Annotated in this window: 13 protein-coding genes and 1 pseudogene; 9 read left to right on the top strand and 5 right to left on the bottom strand. The window is 40.2% G+C overall.

All coding sequences use genetic code 11. The features are described from left to right. Positions 1-198 precede the first annotated feature (198 nt). From tig to FTU34_RS05160, 4 genes are all read left to right on the top strand, one after another. Positions 199-1530, top strand: coding sequence for a trigger factor (gene tig, locus FTU34_RS05175; RefSeq protein WP_180034920.1), 1332 nt, complete (start codon positions 199-201; stop codon positions 1528-1530). Positions 1531-1724: 194 nt separating this feature from the next. Beyond that, positions 1725-2330, top strand: a complete 606-nt coding sequence (gene clpP, locus FTU34_RS05170) for an ATP-dependent Clp endopeptidase proteolytic subunit ClpP (protein ID WP_078192707.1) — start codon at positions 1725-1727, stop codon at positions 2328-2330. Positions 2331-2359: 29 nt separating this feature from the next. Then, complete coding sequence (gene clpX, locus FTU34_RS05165; RefSeq protein WP_078189661.1) at positions 2360-3670, top strand: ATP-dependent protease ATP-binding subunit ClpX; 1311 nt, start codon at positions 2360-2362, stop codon at positions 3668-3670. Between the two features lie 164 nt (positions 3671-3834). Continuing rightward, on the top strand, positions 3835-4548 hold the full coding sequence (locus FTU34_RS05160; RefSeq protein ID WP_180034919.1) for a DUF2846 domain-containing protein: 714 nt from the start codon (positions 3835-3837) through the stop codon (positions 4546-4548). Positions 4549-4677: 129 nt separating this feature from the next. On the opposite strand, the gene FTU34_RS05155 is transcribed toward FTU34_RS05160, so the two are convergent. Further along, positions 4678-6204 (bottom strand): fumarate hydratase, encoded by a 1527-nt coding sequence (locus FTU34_RS05155; protein ID WP_078189659.1) that lies wholly within the window; start codon positions 6202-6204, stop codon positions 4678-4680. Positions 6205-6887: 683 nt separating this feature from the next. On the opposite strand from FTU34_RS05155, the gene FTU34_RS05150 reads away from it, so the two are divergent. The 5 genes and pseudogenes from FTU34_RS05150 (at position 6888) to FTU34_RS05135 (ending at position 10497) form a co-directional block, all read left to right on the top strand. Next, a complete protein-coding gene (locus tag FTU34_RS05150) occupies positions 6888-7028 on the top strand; it encodes a hypothetical protein (RefSeq protein ID WP_180034918.1) in 141 nt (46 codons plus the stop codon). 33 nt (positions 7029-7061) lie between these two features. Then, positions 7062-7259: pseudogene (locus tag FTU34_RS05145) on the top strand (GNAT family N-acetyltransferase); the annotation flags it as partial. Further along, positions 7238-7381, top strand: a complete 144-nt coding sequence (locus tag FTU34_RS18105) for a hypothetical protein (RefSeq protein ID WP_373686479.1) — start codon at positions 7238-7240, stop codon at positions 7379-7381. The pseudogene FTU34_RS05145 and the gene FTU34_RS18105, both read left to right, overlap by 22 nt. 220 nt (positions 7382-7601) lie before the next feature. Further along, positions 7602-8822, top strand: a complete 1221-nt coding sequence (locus FTU34_RS05140) for an OprD family outer membrane porin (RefSeq protein WP_180034916.1) — start codon at positions 7602-7604, stop codon at positions 8820-8822. Between the two features lie 49 nt (positions 8823-8871). After that, positions 8872-10497: an alkaline phosphatase gene (locus FTU34_RS05135; protein ID WP_180034915.1), complete on the top strand. Its 1626-nt coding sequence runs from the start codon at positions 8872-8874 to the stop codon at positions 10495-10497. A 147-nt stretch (positions 10498-10644) separates the two neighbouring features. On the opposite strand, the gene FTU34_RS05130 is transcribed toward FTU34_RS05135, so the two are convergent. The 4 genes from FTU34_RS05130 to FTU34_RS05115 all read right to left on the bottom strand — a co-directional run bounded on the left by FTU34_RS05130 (position 10645) and on the right by FTU34_RS05115 (position 16757). Next, positions 10645-11319, bottom strand: a complete 675-nt coding sequence (locus FTU34_RS05130; RefSeq protein WP_180034914.1) for a phosphatase PAP2 family protein — start codon at positions 11317-11319, stop codon at positions 10645-10647. 260 nt (positions 11320-11579) lie between these two features. Then, positions 11580-13721, bottom strand: coding sequence for a phosphate acetyltransferase (pta, locus tag FTU34_RS05125; RefSeq protein WP_180034913.1), 2142 nt, complete (start codon positions 13719-13721; stop codon positions 11580-11582). Positions 13722-13780: 59 nt separating this feature from the next. Next, positions 13781-14998, bottom strand: coding sequence for an acetate/propionate family kinase (locus FTU34_RS05120; protein ID WP_111884043.1), 1218 nt, complete (start codon positions 14996-14998; stop codon positions 13781-13783). Between the two features lie 493 nt (positions 14999-15491). Continuing rightward, the gene (locus tag FTU34_RS05115; protein WP_180034912.1) at positions 15492-16757 is read right to left on the bottom strand and encodes a glutamate-5-semialdehyde dehydrogenase; all 1266 of its coding nucleotides are present in this window, start codon (positions 16755-16757) and stop codon (positions 15492-15494) included. Between the last annotated feature and the right edge of the window lie 226 nt (positions 16758-16983).

Genomic DNA, 16983 nt, shown 5'->3' with positions numbered 1-16983 from the left:
AAAGTTTCTCATTTTCAATAGTGAATTAAAAAATAATCAATATTTCTTCGAATTAAGCTGAAAAATTCTAAAAATAAGAAGGGCATCCATGCCTGAATTTATAGTGTTATAATCCATTTTTGTATATCTTTAATTGTTGTCATATAATGTGGCACTTTTTTTTAAAACTGTTTTAACTAACAAATTATCGAGGAAGCCATGCAAGTAACTTCTGAAGCGGTTTCGGGCGTTGCCCGTCGTTTAAATGTATCTGTACCGACGAGCCGTATTAACGAGCAGTTTGAAGCTCGCTTGAAACGCACTGCCAAAACTGTGAAGATCAACGGCTTCCGTCCAGGTAAAGTACCTGTAAACGTTGTTCGTCGTGAATACGGTGCTGGTATCTATCAAGAAGTTGTAAACGACATCATTCGTGACACAGTATTCGAAGCGATCCAACAAGAAAAAATCAATGCTGTTGGTATGCCAAACATTGAAAAAACTGAAATGAAAGATGATGCTTTAGTTTATGAAGCAACTGTAGAAGTTTATCCAGAAGTTGAAGTTAAGTTCGAAGGTCTAGAAGTTGAACGTAAAACAACTTCAGTTGACGACAAAGACGTTGAGAAGATGATTGAAAATCTTCAAAAACAACGCGCTTCATGGGTTGAAACTAAAGGCATGGCTAAAAAAGACATGCAAGTAACTTTCGACTTTGAAGGTACTGTTGATGGCGAGAAGTTTGAAGGCGGCGCTGCTGAAGACTTTAAACTCGTTCTTGGTTCTGGTCGTATGATCCCTGGCTTCGAAGACGGTATCGTTGGTATGAAGAAAGGCGAAGAGAAAGTTATCGATGTAACTTTCCCTGAAGACTACCAAGCTGAAAACCTTGCTGGTAAAGCTGCTCAATTCAAAATCACTGTTAAGCTTGTTGAAAAACAAAAACTTCCAGAAGTTGATGCTGAATTCTTAAAAATCTTCGGTCTAACTGAAGAAGAAGGCGTTGAAAAACTGAAAGCTGACGTGCGTAAAAACATGGAACGTGAAGTGAAAAACGGTCTTCGTAACCAAGTGAAAGGTGCAACTTTTGATGCGCTTGTAGCTGCAAACGAAGTAGAACTTCCAGAAGCAATGGTTGCTCAAGAAATTGACCGTCAACGTCAACAAATGATCCAACAATTCACTCAACAGTTTGGTGCTCAAGGCGCTAAAGCGTTTGATTCAAGCATGCTTCCAGATGACCTATTCAAAGAGCAAGCTGAAAAATCAGTTAAACTTGGCGTATTAGTCAGCAAAGTATTAGCTGATGCTAAAATTGAAGTTGATGCTGCACGTGTTGATGCTTACATCGAAGACATGGCTTCTTCTTATGAAGATCCTAAAGAAGTAATTGAATACTTCAACAACGATAAACAGCAACGTTCTCAAATCGAAGCTGTTATTCTAGAAGACCAAGTTGTAGATCACATCTTAGCTTCTGCTAAAGTAACTGATACAACTGTGAGCTATGAAGACTTATTGAAAGAGCAACAAGCTCGTCAACAAGGCTAATTTCTAGCTTTCAAAAAAAGGCGCATTAAGCGCCTTTTTTTATCGAAATTTGCCCCCAAATAAGTTGTCCTGATTTCACAATGCTTATGAAAAAAATATCTGTTATTTAATTGGGAATCTTTTGCAATTTCGACAAATATCCCTCATATTGTGAATTATGGGTTGAGTCAGAAAAATTTAGGAATAAATAACGTATGTATGTTCCAACAATTGAAAACGCACTAGTGCCAATGGTGGTAGAACAGTCATCTCGTGGCGAGCGTTCTTTTGATATTTATTCACGCCTTTTGCGTGAACGTGTGATTTTTTTAACCGGTGAAGTTGAAGACAACATGGCAAATTTGATTGTTGCCCAAATGTTGTTCTTAGAAGCAGAAAACCCAGATAAAGATATTCATTTATATATCAACTCACCAGGCGGTTCGGTTACTGCAGGTATGGCGATTTACGATACCATGCAATTTATTAAACCTGATGTTGTGACTTACTGCATGGGGCAAGCAGCATCGATGGGTGCATTCCTGCTTAACGCCGGTGCTAAAGGCAAACGTTACTGTCTTGAAAATGCCCGTGTCATGATTCACCAACCACTCGGTGGTTTCCGAGGTCAGGCATCTGATATTGAAATTCATGCACGTGAAATTCTATTCATCAAAGAACGTTTAAATCGTTTAATGGCAGAGCATAGTGGTCAAGACTACGAAACTGTTGCTCGAGATACTGACCGTGACAATTTTATGACAGCGCAAGCTGCGAAAGAATACGGTCTTGTGGACGAAGTTTTATCTAAACGCCCATAAGTTTTAAAGAATTAATTATTGGAGTGAATATGTCCGAACATCCTCAAGGACAAAAGCATTGTTCATTTTGCGGTAAAACGCAGTCTGAAGTCGGGAAACTGATTGCAGGTGAGGACGCGTACATCTGTAATGAGTGTGTGGACGTATGTCTTGACCTAGTTCAGACCAGTCAGCAAGTTGAATCAAATGACTGGGCAACTCGTCCTTTACCAAAACCGCATGAAATCCGTGCTGCGCTTGACCAATATGTGATTGGGCAAGATGTTGCGAAAAAGACCCTCTCTGTTGCGGTATACAACCACTATAAACGCCTAAAAGTTGGCACCAGTGGTAAAAAACCAGAAGACGGAGTAGAGATTTCGAAAAGTAATATTATGTTGGTTGGACCAACAGGTTCAGGTAAAACACTGCTTGCTCAGACACTTGCGCGTCTTTTAGATGTGCCATTTGCGATGGCAGATGCAACGACTTTAACTGAAGCTGGTTATGTGGGTGAAGACGTTGAGAACATTGTTCAAAAACTCCTTCAAAAAGCCGATTACGATGTAGAAAAAGCACAAAAAGGCATTATCTATATCGATGAAATCGACAAAATTACCCGCAAGTCTGAAAACCCATCGATTACTCGTGATGTATCGGGTGAGGGTGTTCAGCAAGCGTTATTGAAAATGATTGAAGGTACTGTTGCGTCGATTCCGCCTCAAGGTGGTCGTAAGCATCCGCAGCAAGAATTTATTCAAATTGATACTTCAAATATCCTGTTTATCTGTGGTGGCGCATTCTCTGGTCTAGAGAAAATCGTACAGCAGCGTCAGGAAAAAGGAGGTATTGGCTTTACAGCTGAAGTGCGTAAGAAAGATGAAACTAAAAAATTATCTGACTTATTCCGCCAAGTTGAAGCGACAGATTTGGTTAAATTCGGTCTGATTCCTGAATTTATTGGTCGTTTGCCAGTCATTGCAACCTTGGAAGAACTCGACGAAGAAGCATTGATGCAGATTCTGACAGAACCAAAAAATGCATTGACACGTCAGTACCAATATTTATTTGAAATGGAAAATGTTGACCTCGTATTTGAAGACTCAGCATTGCGTGCCGTGGCTAAAAAAGCCCTTGACCGTAATACGGGTGCACGTGGTCTACGTTCGATTTTAGAAAATTCATTGCTTGAAACGATGTATGACCTACCAAGTCGTTCAGATGTGGGTACGGTTGTCGTCAATGAAGCGGTGATTAATGGTGAAGCGGAACCTGAATTTAAATCAGAACGTCAACCAAAGAAAACTGAAGAAGCTGCACCGAAGTCAGATTTAAAAGTTGTGAACTCTAAATCTGCTTAAGCGCTATTCGTCTGAAACGTGTGTAAATCCAAGATTTGCACACGTTTTTTATTTCCAAAAATAAAAGCAGAATGTTAATCTCAGCAGGATGGCGTGGATGCCTGAATGTAAAAAACTGAAAACAAAAGTGTAAAAATAAAAAAAAGACGCAGTGAGGGATAATCATGCGTGGAGTTGCAATTCTACTTTTAAGCAGTGTAGCGCTGCTGGGTTGTCATGGAAAATCAGCCGTTGAGCAAACGTCATTGGCTTCAACATTAAAGCCCGTGGATCCTGAAAGTACACCGGGTCATATTGAGCAATATCGATTGGGTATGTTTACCATTGGTGGTTGGGTCAATCAGAAACAAGGCCGAAATTTTCAAGAAGTGAAAGCTCAGCATGATCAAGCAGCGATTGTGTATTTATATCGTCCAGACAGTAAATGGAATCGTCAAGAAATTGTGGCCAGCAGCTTATTTCTGAACAGTGAGCGTATTCCAAGTTTATTGAATAATCATTATTACTGGGTGGAGTTACCTGCGGGGAATTACCGCTTATCATCGAGTCGCCCTTTGGGGGTGAATCATTTTCAAAAACCTAAATATTTAGACTTTGATGTTGAAGCAGGTCAAACTTACTTCATTAAATATGATGAAGAGAATTTATCCAGTAAAAGAACGGTTTCAGGGCCATTGCTGCTCATGCCTGAAAAAATTGGTCGAAATGAAATCGCATTTACAGAGTTGAAATCCAACAGTTTTAACTTTGTGGCAGAAGATCAAAACACTGGAAAAGTGCGGAAAAGTGCGCAGAAGTTGAAAGCACCTCATTATGATCCTGCGGAAGATGTGCAGTTGACCAAGCCTTTTAAACTGTGGAATCCATTAACTTGGTAATGTAATTAGCTCGTGTTTTTGAGTGTGTGAAAATATTAAATAGCGAATGTCATTCGACAAACAGCCTAAATATTGACATTAAAAAAAGCACCCGATGGGGTGCTTTTTTAGATCTTGAATGTGGCGAAATCAGTTCGCAGCAGCATCAACTACTGGGATTTTACCAATTTTTGCTTGCCAGATTTTTGGTGCAGTTGCGTGAACAGAAGTACCATTTACGTCAACAGCTACAGATACAGGCATGTCTTTTACAACAAATTTGTAGATCGCTTCCATACCTAAGTCAGCGAAAGCAACCACTTCAGCTTCACGAATCGCTTTCGATACTAAGTACGCAGCACCACCGACAGCCATGAGGTAAGTTGCTTTGTTGTCTTTGATTGCTTCAACAGCAGCAGGACCACGATCAGCTTTACCAATCATACCGAACATGCCAGTTGCTTCAAGCACTTGACGTGTGAACTTATCCATACGTGTTGCAGTTGTTGGGCCAGCAGGACCAACGACTTCGTCACCGACTGGATCAACAGGGCCAACGTAGTAAATAAATTTACCTTTTAGATCAACTGGAAGTTCTTCACCTTTGTTTAACATGTCAACCATACGTTTGTGCGCAGCGTCACGACCTGTATAGATTGTACCGTTAAGAAGTAGTGTGTCACCTGGTTGCCAAGAGTTCATTTCTTCTTGAGTGATGTTATCTAAGTCAACACGTTTAGACGTTGATGAATCCCAAGTTACTGCAGGATAGTCTTCAAGGCTAGGCGCTTGAATATGCGCTACACCTGAACCGTCTAATTGGAAATGCGCATGACGAGTTGCAGCACAGTTTGGAATCATACCTACTGGTTTACCCGCAGCGTGACATGGGTAGTCTTTGATTTTGATATCAAGAACAGTCGTTAAACCGCCAAGACCTTGAGCACCAATACCTAAAGCATTTACTTTTTCGAAGATTTCGATACGAAGTTCTTCGATTTGGTTTTGTGGGCCACGACGAAGTAATTCGTCCATGTTGATTTCTTCCATCAATGCTTCTTTTGCAAGCATCATGGCTTTTTCAGCAGTACCACCAATACCGATACCGAGCATACCAGGAGGACACCAACCTGCACCCATTGTTGGAACAGTTTTAAGTACCCAATCCACGATAGAGTCAGAAGGGTTAAGCATTGCAAGTTTAGATTTGTTTTCTGAACCACCACCTTTAGCAGCAACAGTAATATCAACTTTATTACCCGGAACGAGTTTGTAGTGAATTACAGCAGGGGTGTTGTCTTTGGTATTTTTACGACCAAAAGCAGGATCAGCTAATACTGATGCACGAAGAATGTTTGAGTTTTCAAGATAACCTTGACGTACACCTTCGTTGATTGCATCGTCTAGGCTCATGGTTAAATCAAATTTAACGTCTAAGCCCACTTCAAGAAATACGTTCACAATACCCGTATCTTGACAGATAGGACGATGGCCTTCTGCACACATACGAGAGTTAATTAAAATTTGTGCAATCGCGTCTTTTGCGGCTTTGTTTTCTTCACGGTCATACGCACGGCTCATCGCTTGGATGAAGTCCTGTGGGTGATAGTAAGAAATGAACTGAAGCGCATCTTTTACCGATGTGATCAAGTCATCTTGCTTGATAATAGTTGTCATACAAATATCTCTTGAGCGGGCTGATAGCTAGCGGGCTAAATTATAAGACAAAAACACAGTTGTGTGGGTATTTCGCTTAATCTTTGGCCGAAAGTTTAATAGGCTTAAACAGCACCATGTTTCGCTGTCATAAATGGCCTGAAAATGACGTTTTAACTGTCATATTTCATGAAATATTTGTCACAAAACTAGAGCTTAAAATTTATATTGATTGTTAAATTGCTGAAAAATAAATAATATTTATTATTTTTGAATATTTCATATTTGTCATATAACTGTCATAAAACTTTTACATAATGACGTCATCAAAGTTAGAGTGTGAAATATATGGTTACTCCAGTGTTGTCAGTTATTGGTTTTTCTCTGTTTATCGCAGCAACTTGGTTCTACGGTCAACAAGAAGATCAAGCCTAAAGCTTTATCTTCTTTTTTTTGCTTTAAATTTTATAAAAATAATATTCTTCTTCAAATCTTCAAATCTTCAAATCTTCAAATCTTCAAATCTTCAAATCTTCAAATCTTCAAATCTTCAAATCTAATCATGAGTAATAGCTAATTTTTAGTCTTGGCATTAGTTTGCCTCAGAGTGATAATCATCGTTGATCGCTAGAGCTTTCAATTTTTACTAAACTTTAATTATAAACGCTAAATTTTGAAGTAATCACTTGAGAGATAAAATAAAAATGAGCTCTGTTACTGTACGACCAACTGTTGAATCAGATTGGGAGATACTGAAAAATGTACGGCTAGAAGCATTACAAGACAGTCCCGATGCATTTACAGCAACTTTTGAAAAAACTAAAACTCATAGTGATTCTGAATAGCGTGATAGAGTTGCGCAAAAAAGACCATGCCAGTTTCTATTGGCATTTGACGGAATGAGAGCTGTAGGCATGGCTGGAGGTATTATTGATGAACAGCATGAATTTAATGTGGTTGCAATGTGGGTACATGAGAATTATCGAGCAAAGGGTGTTGCTGATCTTTTAATATCTAGTCTACAAAATATGCAGCAAACCAAGGTTATACAAAAATTGTACTTCGTGTTGAATTAAGTAATTTACGAGCTACTCAATTTTATTCTAAACAAGGTTTTATAAAAGTTCTTGAGCAATCTTCTTTAAAATCAGGCTTAGAGCTTAGCAGTCAAAAAATGGAGTGCTTGCAGTTCTTTTAATGGTCAACTTTTTTCGTATATAAGTGCTTAAAAAAAATAACTCTAATTTTATATTATCAAATATTTATATTAAACATTTGTTTTATTTTTCATGTAATTGTCATGGGATTGCAAGTGTATTGTCATACAGAGTCTTTAGGTTATTGCAGTATTTCTCAAGGACCAAAGAGGTTAGACGTTGAATTACAAAGCACTCATCTGCTGTATGGTTTTCACCCCCATGCTGACAATGCAGGCAGCACAAGCAGAATTTATTAAAGATAGTAAGGCAGAAATAGATTTTAAAAATTATTATTTTGATCAAGATCAAGAGCCTAACGATAAAGATTCGACAGTTTGGGGACAAGGTATTGAATTGAGTTATCAATCTGGCTTTACCGAAGGTCAAGTCGGTTTTGGTTTAGATGCTACTGCGGCAGCAGGTATACGTTTAGACGGCAGTAAAGATAAAGCCAAAAATTCGTTGATGTTTCCTTTAGAGGGTGATGGTAGTCCAACAAATTATTGGACACGTGCATATCCCACTTTAAAAGCGCGCTATCAGAAAACTGATGTAAAAGTCGGGGAGTTACGCCCTAATTTACCCATTTTAAGTCGAAGCTTTGCTCGCTTGCTCGAATCTGCCTATTTAGGTGGTCAAGTCACTTCTAAAGATGTAAAGGGATTGACTTTAACGGGTGGTTACGTCACTAAAGCAATTCCACGTGCATCACGAGATGCGTCAAAGCTTTCTATTAAAGGCGCAACCGAAACCAGTGATGGGTTTATGTTTGGCGGTGCGGACTGGAAGCCCAATAAAAATTTAACGCTACAGTACTATGCCGGTGAGCTGGATGATTTTTATGTACAGCAATTTATCGGCGTGAAACACAAATTTCCATTCAGTGAAAACCAGAGTTTTAATACGGACTTACGTTTATTTGATACTCAAGCGACTGGAGCTAATGAGCGTGGTGAAAAAGGCTATGGTGCCAAAGTAGATAATCAGACAGCCAGTGTAGACTTCAAATACAAATTTAAAAATCATCAGCTGCAATTTGGCGCGCAAAAAATTGGTGATGATGGCGATTTTCTGCATATGAATCAGGGCAGTTTAGATAATGGTGCGGATGGTACGTTCATTTATTTGCCAACAAATCGTCTGTTGCAGAACTTTACTAATGCAGGCGAAAAGTCCACATGGTATGGCTATCGATATGACTTCAATAATCAATACTTAAAAGGCTTAAATGTATCGTTCCTGAAAGTCCAAGGTCGTGACTTTGGTAAATGTGGTTGTGCAACTGAGTCTGAAATTGACTATACCTTGCGTTATAAAGTGCCGGAAGGCAAATTCAAAAATTTAGGTTTTACCGCTCAATACGGAAAATTCAAAAAAAGTACAGGAACAAAGCAGGAACAAAGCCGTATCTACTTGACCTACACCATGCCAATTTTCTAATCCAAAACTGATCAGATTAATTTATTAATAAGTTTATAGAGAAATAAAAATGAATCATATTAATTCGAATCGTCGTCAATTCTTAAAGGGTTTGATGGGAGTCGGGTCTTTAGCGTTATTTTCTGGACTGAGTCCAGTAAGCACGTGGGCAAATGCCAAATTTCCGATTAGTCCGTTTCAATTAGGTGTTGCCTCAGGTGAACCTTGGCCAGATGGCTTTGTGATTTGGACACGTGTTGCACCATATCCACTTTCTGTGGATGGTGGGATGCCTAAGGAAGCTGTTGAAGTGGATTGGGATATTGCTACAGATATTGAATTTAAGAAAATTGTGCAAACTGGGAAGGCGCAGGCACATCCTGACTTACATCACACAGTACATGTAGAGATAAGTGGTTTAGCACCGATGACACGCTATTATTATCGATTTAGATTGGCTGGTTATGAAAGCCCAGTAGGCACGGCAAAATCAGCACCTGCCGCGCACCAAATGCCAGAGCGAGTTCGAGTCGCTGTAGTGGGATGTCAGCATTATGAGACTGGCTATTACACCGCTTATGATTATTTGAGCCAAGAAAAAGATATCGATATTGTCTTTCACTATGGTGATTACATTTATGAAGGGCCAGAGGGTAAAGGCGGGGGACGTGCAATTGGAGATCTAAGAGTTTCAATTCCTGCACGTCAACATATTGGTCCTGAAATTCAAACTTTACTGCAATATCGTATTCGTTATGCACAGTACCGTGCGGATCCCGATTTACAAGCTGCACATGCATCTGCACCTTTTGCGATGACTTTTGATGATCATGAAGTGGATAACAACTGGGCTGCAGATATTGAAGAAAAAGGTGAGAAGAAAGACATATTTTTACTGCGTCGCGCAGCAGCGTTTCAATCATGGTATGAATATATGCCTGTGCGTTTAAAACAGAAGCCGAACGGCCCAGATATCCTTGCTTACCGCACTTTAGATTATGGCAAAATGCTACGGATGAATATTTTGGATACACGCCAGTACCGTTCTCCAATTTTATGCACCAAAGCTCAGTTAGAAGATGGGTTTGATAAAATAGATTACTGCCGTACTGAGAATAGCCGAAATGAGCAGGTTCTTGGTAAAGCACAAGAGCAATGGTTGGCGAAGCAAATGCGCCATGATAAGCGTTGGAATGTCTTGGCACAGCAAATTCAGGTTATGCCTTGGGTACGTTATAACAAATCAGGCAAAGCTTATTTTGGGAAAGATACGTGGAATGGCTATCCATACGCACGCGAGCGCTTGATTGAATCTATCAAAAAAAATGCACCTCATGGTAATACAGTAATTTTATCAGGAGATTTGCATCAATATTTTGCAGCGAATATTCCAAGTGATTTGAATGATTTTAAGAGTCCATCGATTGCAACCGAATTTTTAACTACATCGATAACCTCTACCGGCAATGGTCAACCAATCCGTCCAGGGCAGGAAGATGTGCTGAAGTTAAATCCACACATCAAATTTATCAATGATCAACGCGGTTATCAGACTTTAGACTTTTTTAAAGACTATATGCGTACAGACTTGAAGGTTCTAGACTTTGTTGAAAAACCAGGTGGAAAAATGACGACCGTTGCAAGTTTTGAAGTGGCTTATGGCAAGCCAGAACTGAAGCAGATTAAATCAAAATAAAAAGGGGTCACTACTCCTGCTAAATCAAATAAAGCGCTTAGATGGTTCTAAGCGCTTTATTTTTATATTGGACATGCACATCTATTAAAAACCACTGTCCATGCATGTGATCTACTATCCATGCAATGGGACAAGATGCTGATTTTTTTAATCAGATTTTTTGTGTGTGGCAGAAATGAGATGGTTAATTTCAGTTTTGGCTTTGATCATATCGGCTTTAAATTGTGGATCTGCCTGTAGGCGTGAAAATTGCGCTGCTCCCATAATACGGCCAGCATCGACATCACTTTGCCAATGCATATTGCACACGACTCGGCTTTGCCCAAATTCAATGCCACGTTTAAGAATTTGACTTTGACGCTCAGGACGTAACTCTGCTAAGACTAATGCATATGTCCAACCGATAGTTGTATGTCCAGAAGGATAGGAAACATATTGATTTTTTTCATTTTCTTCTTCAGGAGTACAAGTGCTGACATTAAAATAGCCATATGGACGTTCACGGCTATATTTCTTTTTTGCAGTTTGAGTAGAGTATCTACTATCAAGTTTAATCTTTCTTAAAATTTCAAATAAAATAGGTGTATTTTTCTCATTAATTTCTACGCCAAATGCAGGTGAAAAAGGTCGCCCTAAGTGTGCATCTGAAACATCAGCATCAATTTGTGCTTGCTGCCAGCGAGCCGTATTTTTCAAATATTGAGATTGTTTAAAAATACTTTGATCACGAATAAAATCTCCACTATAGGCTTGTGGAGGAGTAGATAATATTTCAAGACTATTTGGAGCTGAGTCAGGTGTTAGATATGAATCTGCGGCCATGGAGTGTGCGCTTAAGCAAACCCATATTAATGTAGAGATGGCACATGGAGTATAAAATTTTAAGTTTGTCATGATATAGCTAAGTTTTGAATAATTAAAAAAGCGCTCATACCATAAGCAATAATATTGACTCTAAGATGACAAGAATTAATAAGATGAAAATTATCGCAATATAAATAAGATTGAAATGCGGGAAAATCGGAATGAATAAAAAAACCACCCAATCTTTCGAAAGGGTGGTTTAGAACTCGAAACTAAAATTAAGCTTCTTGCTGTTCGGATTGGATTGCCGTTAATGCAATGGTAAATACGATGTCATCGACCAAAGCCCCACGTGACAAGTCATTTACAGGCTTGTTTAAACCTTGCAGCATTGGGCCAACACTGACTACATTTGCAGAACGTTGAACTGCTTTATAGGTTGTATTACCTGTATTTAAATCAGGGAAGATAAACACATTGGCACGACCAGCCACTTTCGAGTCAGGTGCTTTAGAGCGTCCCACACTTTCCACCGATGCAGCATCGTATTGAAGCGGGCCATCAATAAGTAAGTCTGGGCGGCGTTCTTTGGCAATACGTGTTGCTTCAGCCACTTTCTCGACATCTGCACCTGCACCAGAAGTACCTGTTGAATACGAAATCATTGCGATACGTGGGTCAATACCAAAAGCTTTCGCTGAATCTGCAGATTGAATCGCAATCTCTGCAAGCTGTTCTGCATTTGGATCTGGATTAATTGCACAATCACCATATACATAAACTTCATCTGGTAACAGCATAAAGAACACAGATGAAACCAATGAATATTCAGGTGCGGTCTTAATCAATTGGAATGCAGGACGTACAGTATTTGCCGTAGTATGTACTGCGCCTGAGACTAAGCCATCCACCTGATCGAGTGCAAGCATCATGGTGCCTAAAACAACAGTATCTTGTAGCTGTTCGCGTGCTTGTAGATCATTGAGTTTGCCTTTACGCAGCTCAACCATTTTAGGCACATAGTTTTCACGAATCAGATCTGGATCAATAATTTCCAAATCATGTGGAAGTTCGATATTACGTGCTTTTGCAACTTCAATCACGGCTTCAGGTTTTGCCAATAAAATACAGTGTGCAATGCCACGTGATTGACAAATGGCAGCCGCCTGAATGGTGCGTGGTTCATCACCTTCAGGTAGAACAATTCGTTTTTTCGCAGCAATCGATTTTTGTACCAATTCATGACGGAATGCAGAAGGGGACAAACGGGGTTGATACGAACCATTTAATACTTCAGTAATCCACTCAGCATTGATGTGGCTTGAAACAAAGCGGGTCACTTGCTCTGCACGTTCGACGTCATCGACAGGAATTTCATTGCCTAAATTTGAAAGTTGTTGTGCCGTTTCAAACGTGCTTAAAGGCGTATGTAAAATCGGTAAGCCTTGCTTAATCGCGGTTTGGCAGAAATCTAAAACTTGTGGGTTCGGTTGATGATGTTCAGTCAAAACCAAACCGGCAAGTGGAATACCATTGCTACTTGCAAGGCTAGAAGCCAACAACACATCAATACGGTCAGAGGCGCTGATAATCAGTTCGCCTGCCACAAATTTGTGAAGTTCATGTTCAATATTAGATGCAACTAAGCTGCTATGCAGTACGCGGCGATGAGCAGCATCGCCTTGGTTGATCCATTCTGCTTGGATATGCGTCGCCAAGTCAGACATGCGCGGTACGCTGAGCGTATTACTAAATGGAACGAGGCCAATGACAGGTAGCTGTGTAGAACCCATTTGCGGATTACTTTGTTGTAATTCGAGTACAAATTTATTGGTATCACTGATTAAACGCAGATTTGGATCAAGCGTGACAGGAATTTGCGCAGATTCTTCTGGCAAACCACGTGTGCGCATAAACAAAACGCCCGCAGTACGTTCAGATGCTGCACCACCGAATTGGCGTAGAGAACTGTCAATTTTCTCAGCCGTTTTCGTGGCATTTTGAATATCTGCTGTGCTGACAATAATTACTTTAGCATCAAGAGCTTTTGCTAATGTCGCGTTCAGTTCTGAGGCAAAGTTATCTCGGCTGTTTGGAACCAAGCCTTCAACAATAATCAGATCATGCTTTTTTGCAATTTCACGGTGCAAACGAACTGCTTCTTCGAGCAATTCATCACTTTCATCATGACTCAGTTGTTTCACGATGGTGGCATGATGAATGGGTTCTACCGTTTCATTATTAAATAAATGACGATAAAGAGCCGTTGTACGGTCTACAGTATCTGCGACATTTTCCTGTGAAAATGGTTTCAGAAAACCTGCTTTGACCCCTTGGCATTCCAAAGCATAAATTAAACCTAAGCATGCAGATGTTAAACCTACACCTTCCCCAGTTGGCACGAGTAAAATTGTTTTCATACGGTGTCTAAATTAAAGCTAAAAATTAATATTGAAGGCGAAGGGGCTGATGCGATTGCTTATGCAATCGCAGCTTCAGCATCAGACTTTTTTGTAGCCGACGCTGTCACCTCGTCTACAACATGCTCAGTTTCTTTGGCAATACGGCCTTCTTCATCGGTTGGAACAACCCAAATTTGTGGGCCAGTACCGTGGTCAATACGACCTTCAGTACCGCGTTTTAAGTTGTCATTTAATTCTTTACTCAGGTTGAAACCAAAGTGCGGTAAGTATGAAACCGTTTTTTCACGAATGTAGGCAGAATTTTCACCAATACCACCGGTAAAGAATAGACCATCAATACGTGGCAGACCACAGCTTAAACCTGCTAAAGATTTAGCTAAACGGTAGCAGAAAACTTCAATGGCAAGTGCGGCATCTTCGTTGCCTTGTTCCGATGCTTCGATCAACGTACGCATGTCATTTGAAAGATCAGACAAACCGAGTAGGCCTGATTGGCTGTTCAGCATCTTATCGATTTTGTAGATATCCCAACCTAAGTTGCTCGCAAGGAAGCTGTGAATACTTGGGTCAACATCACCACTACGTGTGCCCATGACCACACCTTCAAGTGGAGTCAGACCCATTGACGTATCTACAGATTGACCATTCCAAATCGCACAAGTCGAGCTACCATTGCCTAAGTGAGCAGTTAACCAGCCACCTTGTTTAAAGCTGCCTGCCAACATTGAGCCACGCTCAGATACGTAGGCATGGCTAGTACCATGGAATCCATAACGACGTACGTTATGTTGTGTGTACAAGAATTTTGGTAATGCATAACGGTATGCATGAGACGGCATGGTTTGGTGGAATGCTGTATCAAATACGGCTACTTGCGGAAGTTCAGGGAACAAGCGCATGGTTGCTTCGATCCCTACCAAGTGAGCCGGGTTATGCAATGGAGCAAGCGGTGTAGCTTCACGAATACGTTCAATAATTTCTGGTGTTAATAGCTCAGCTTTGGTTAATGTACCGCCGTGAACAACACGGTGACCAATCGCTTGAGGATTATGGTGAGCCAAACGCTCTAAAATAGTTTCAAGGGCTTTTTCATGGTCAGCATGTGGAATAGACAGCTCAAGCGCATCACCACCTGTAGTGACCCCTTTAATACGTGCATCAGCAGAACCTAGGTTCTCGGCTAGACCAAAAATACGATCTTCACGGCGCTCAGAAACTAACGCATATTTGATAGAAGAAGATCCGCAGTTAATTACTAATACTGATGTAGACACGTTTAAATACCCGAATTCTAATTGAAATACTTATCCATAATATTGATCTGATTGCAGTTGTATTGATTGATACAATTTAGATCTGTGATGATGTTTTATCATGGGTTTTTTTATCGTCCTAGATAGACTTTAGGAGATTAGACTTAAGCACTATCGACCCTGAGCACAATAATAATTAAAATTTATCAGTTCATAGTTTTCATTTATTAATAAAATAGTCCTCAAAATTTATACGATTTAAGGGATATACATAGAACATAACATGCGTTCGCTGCGCTGTAATCCTCAAATTGTTGCAAAAAAGCAGGTAAATTTAACTTTTCTCATTCTTCTTAAGTATTTAATTGTCAAAAAATCTGTTTTCGATTCTATATCCTGTGTGTTTGCAGGCTTATATTTCAATATGTGAACCCTGGGTCTAATTTTTTAAATCGCCATAAAAAAAGCTGTGCCTTTAATCATAAAAGCACAGCTTTCGTTGTCTTATTGGGTGTTATTGGCGAATTTGACCATCACCAAATACAATCCATTTTTGAGAAGTCAGACCTTCTAGACCGACTGGTCCGCGTGCATGGATTTTATCGGTTGAAATACCGATCTCAGCACCAAGACCATATTCAAAACCATCCGCAAAGCGAGTTGAGGCATTGATCATCACTGAACTCGAATCTACACGCGCCAAGAACTGACGAGCCAAACTGAAGTTTTCGGTAATGATTGAGTCGGTATGGTGTGAACCATATTTGTTGATGTGCTCAATCGCTTCATCTAAGCCTGTAACGACTTTCACCGCCAAAATCGGGCCTAAGTATTCGGTGTACCAATCTTCCTCAGTTGCAGGAACAATCGATTCACCCAAAATGCGCTGCGTTTCAGCACAGCCACGCAGTTCAACTTTTTTCTCCGCATAGAGTTCAGCAATGCGTGGTAAAAACTCTTCAGCGACATTTTCATCGACAAGTAAGGTTTCCATGGCATTACATACGCCATAACGGTGAGTTTTGGCATTAAGCGCAATAGGTAATGCTTTTTGCAAATCAGCCTGAGCTTCCACAAAAACATGGCAGTTACCATCAAGATGTTTGATAACAGGCACACGTGCTTCATTGGTGATACGTTCAATTAAGCCTTTGCCACCACGAGGTACGATCACATCGACATATTCAGGCATAGTAATTAATTGACCAACCGCAGCACGGTCTGGGGTATTAAGCACTTGGACGGCATGTTCAGGCACACCTGCGGCACTTAAGCCATGTTGAATCGCTGCTGCAATTGCTTGGTTAGATTCCAACGCTTCAGAACCACCACGTAAAATAATCGCGTTACCTGATTTAAGCGCTAAAGATGCGGCTTCAAGCGTTACATTCGGGCGAGATTCATAAATCATGCCGACAACACCTAGCGGCACGCGCATTTTGCCCAGCTGAATACCTGTCGGACGAAAGGCCATATCGGTAATTTCACCAATCGGGTCAGTGAGTGCGATTACATCTTTTAGACCTTGAAGCATGCCTTTAAAGCGTGTGGGGGTAAGTTCTAAGCGATCAAGTAGAGCACTATCCAAGTTGTTGTTATGCGCTTTGGTCATATCCACTTGGTTAGCTGCCAAAATTGCAGTTTTACTGTTTTGTAAAGCAGTATAAATTGCTGATAAGGCATTATTTTTAGTCTGGGTAGAAGCCCCTGCGAGCACACGTGATGCTGTGCGTGCTTGCTGTCCTACCGTTTGCATGTATTGTTCAATAGACTCTTGCATAGCGGTTTGATCACTTAGAAATTTCAACTCGATATTAACAGCCTGTGACTGAACAATGAAGCACTTAAGTGCACATTCGATTGCACTTACTGACCAGTATTAACATTTTGAAATTGTTTTTAGAGCAAAAGTAGATAAGCGGCGGGGATATCAGTTGCTTGTAAAATGAACCTCTGTATAGAATGAAACAATAGCGACATTGAAGTCGTACAAATAACGATTAAAG

It is taken from the genome of Acinetobacter sp. YH12094 (genome assembly GCF_013419295.1).
GTDB classification, from domain to species: domain Bacteria; phylum Pseudomonadota; class Gammaproteobacteria; order Pseudomonadales; family Moraxellaceae; genus Acinetobacter; species Acinetobacter amyesii.
Note: the sequence above shows the minus strand (reverse complement) of the source record. Positions and strands in the feature narration are given on the sequence as shown.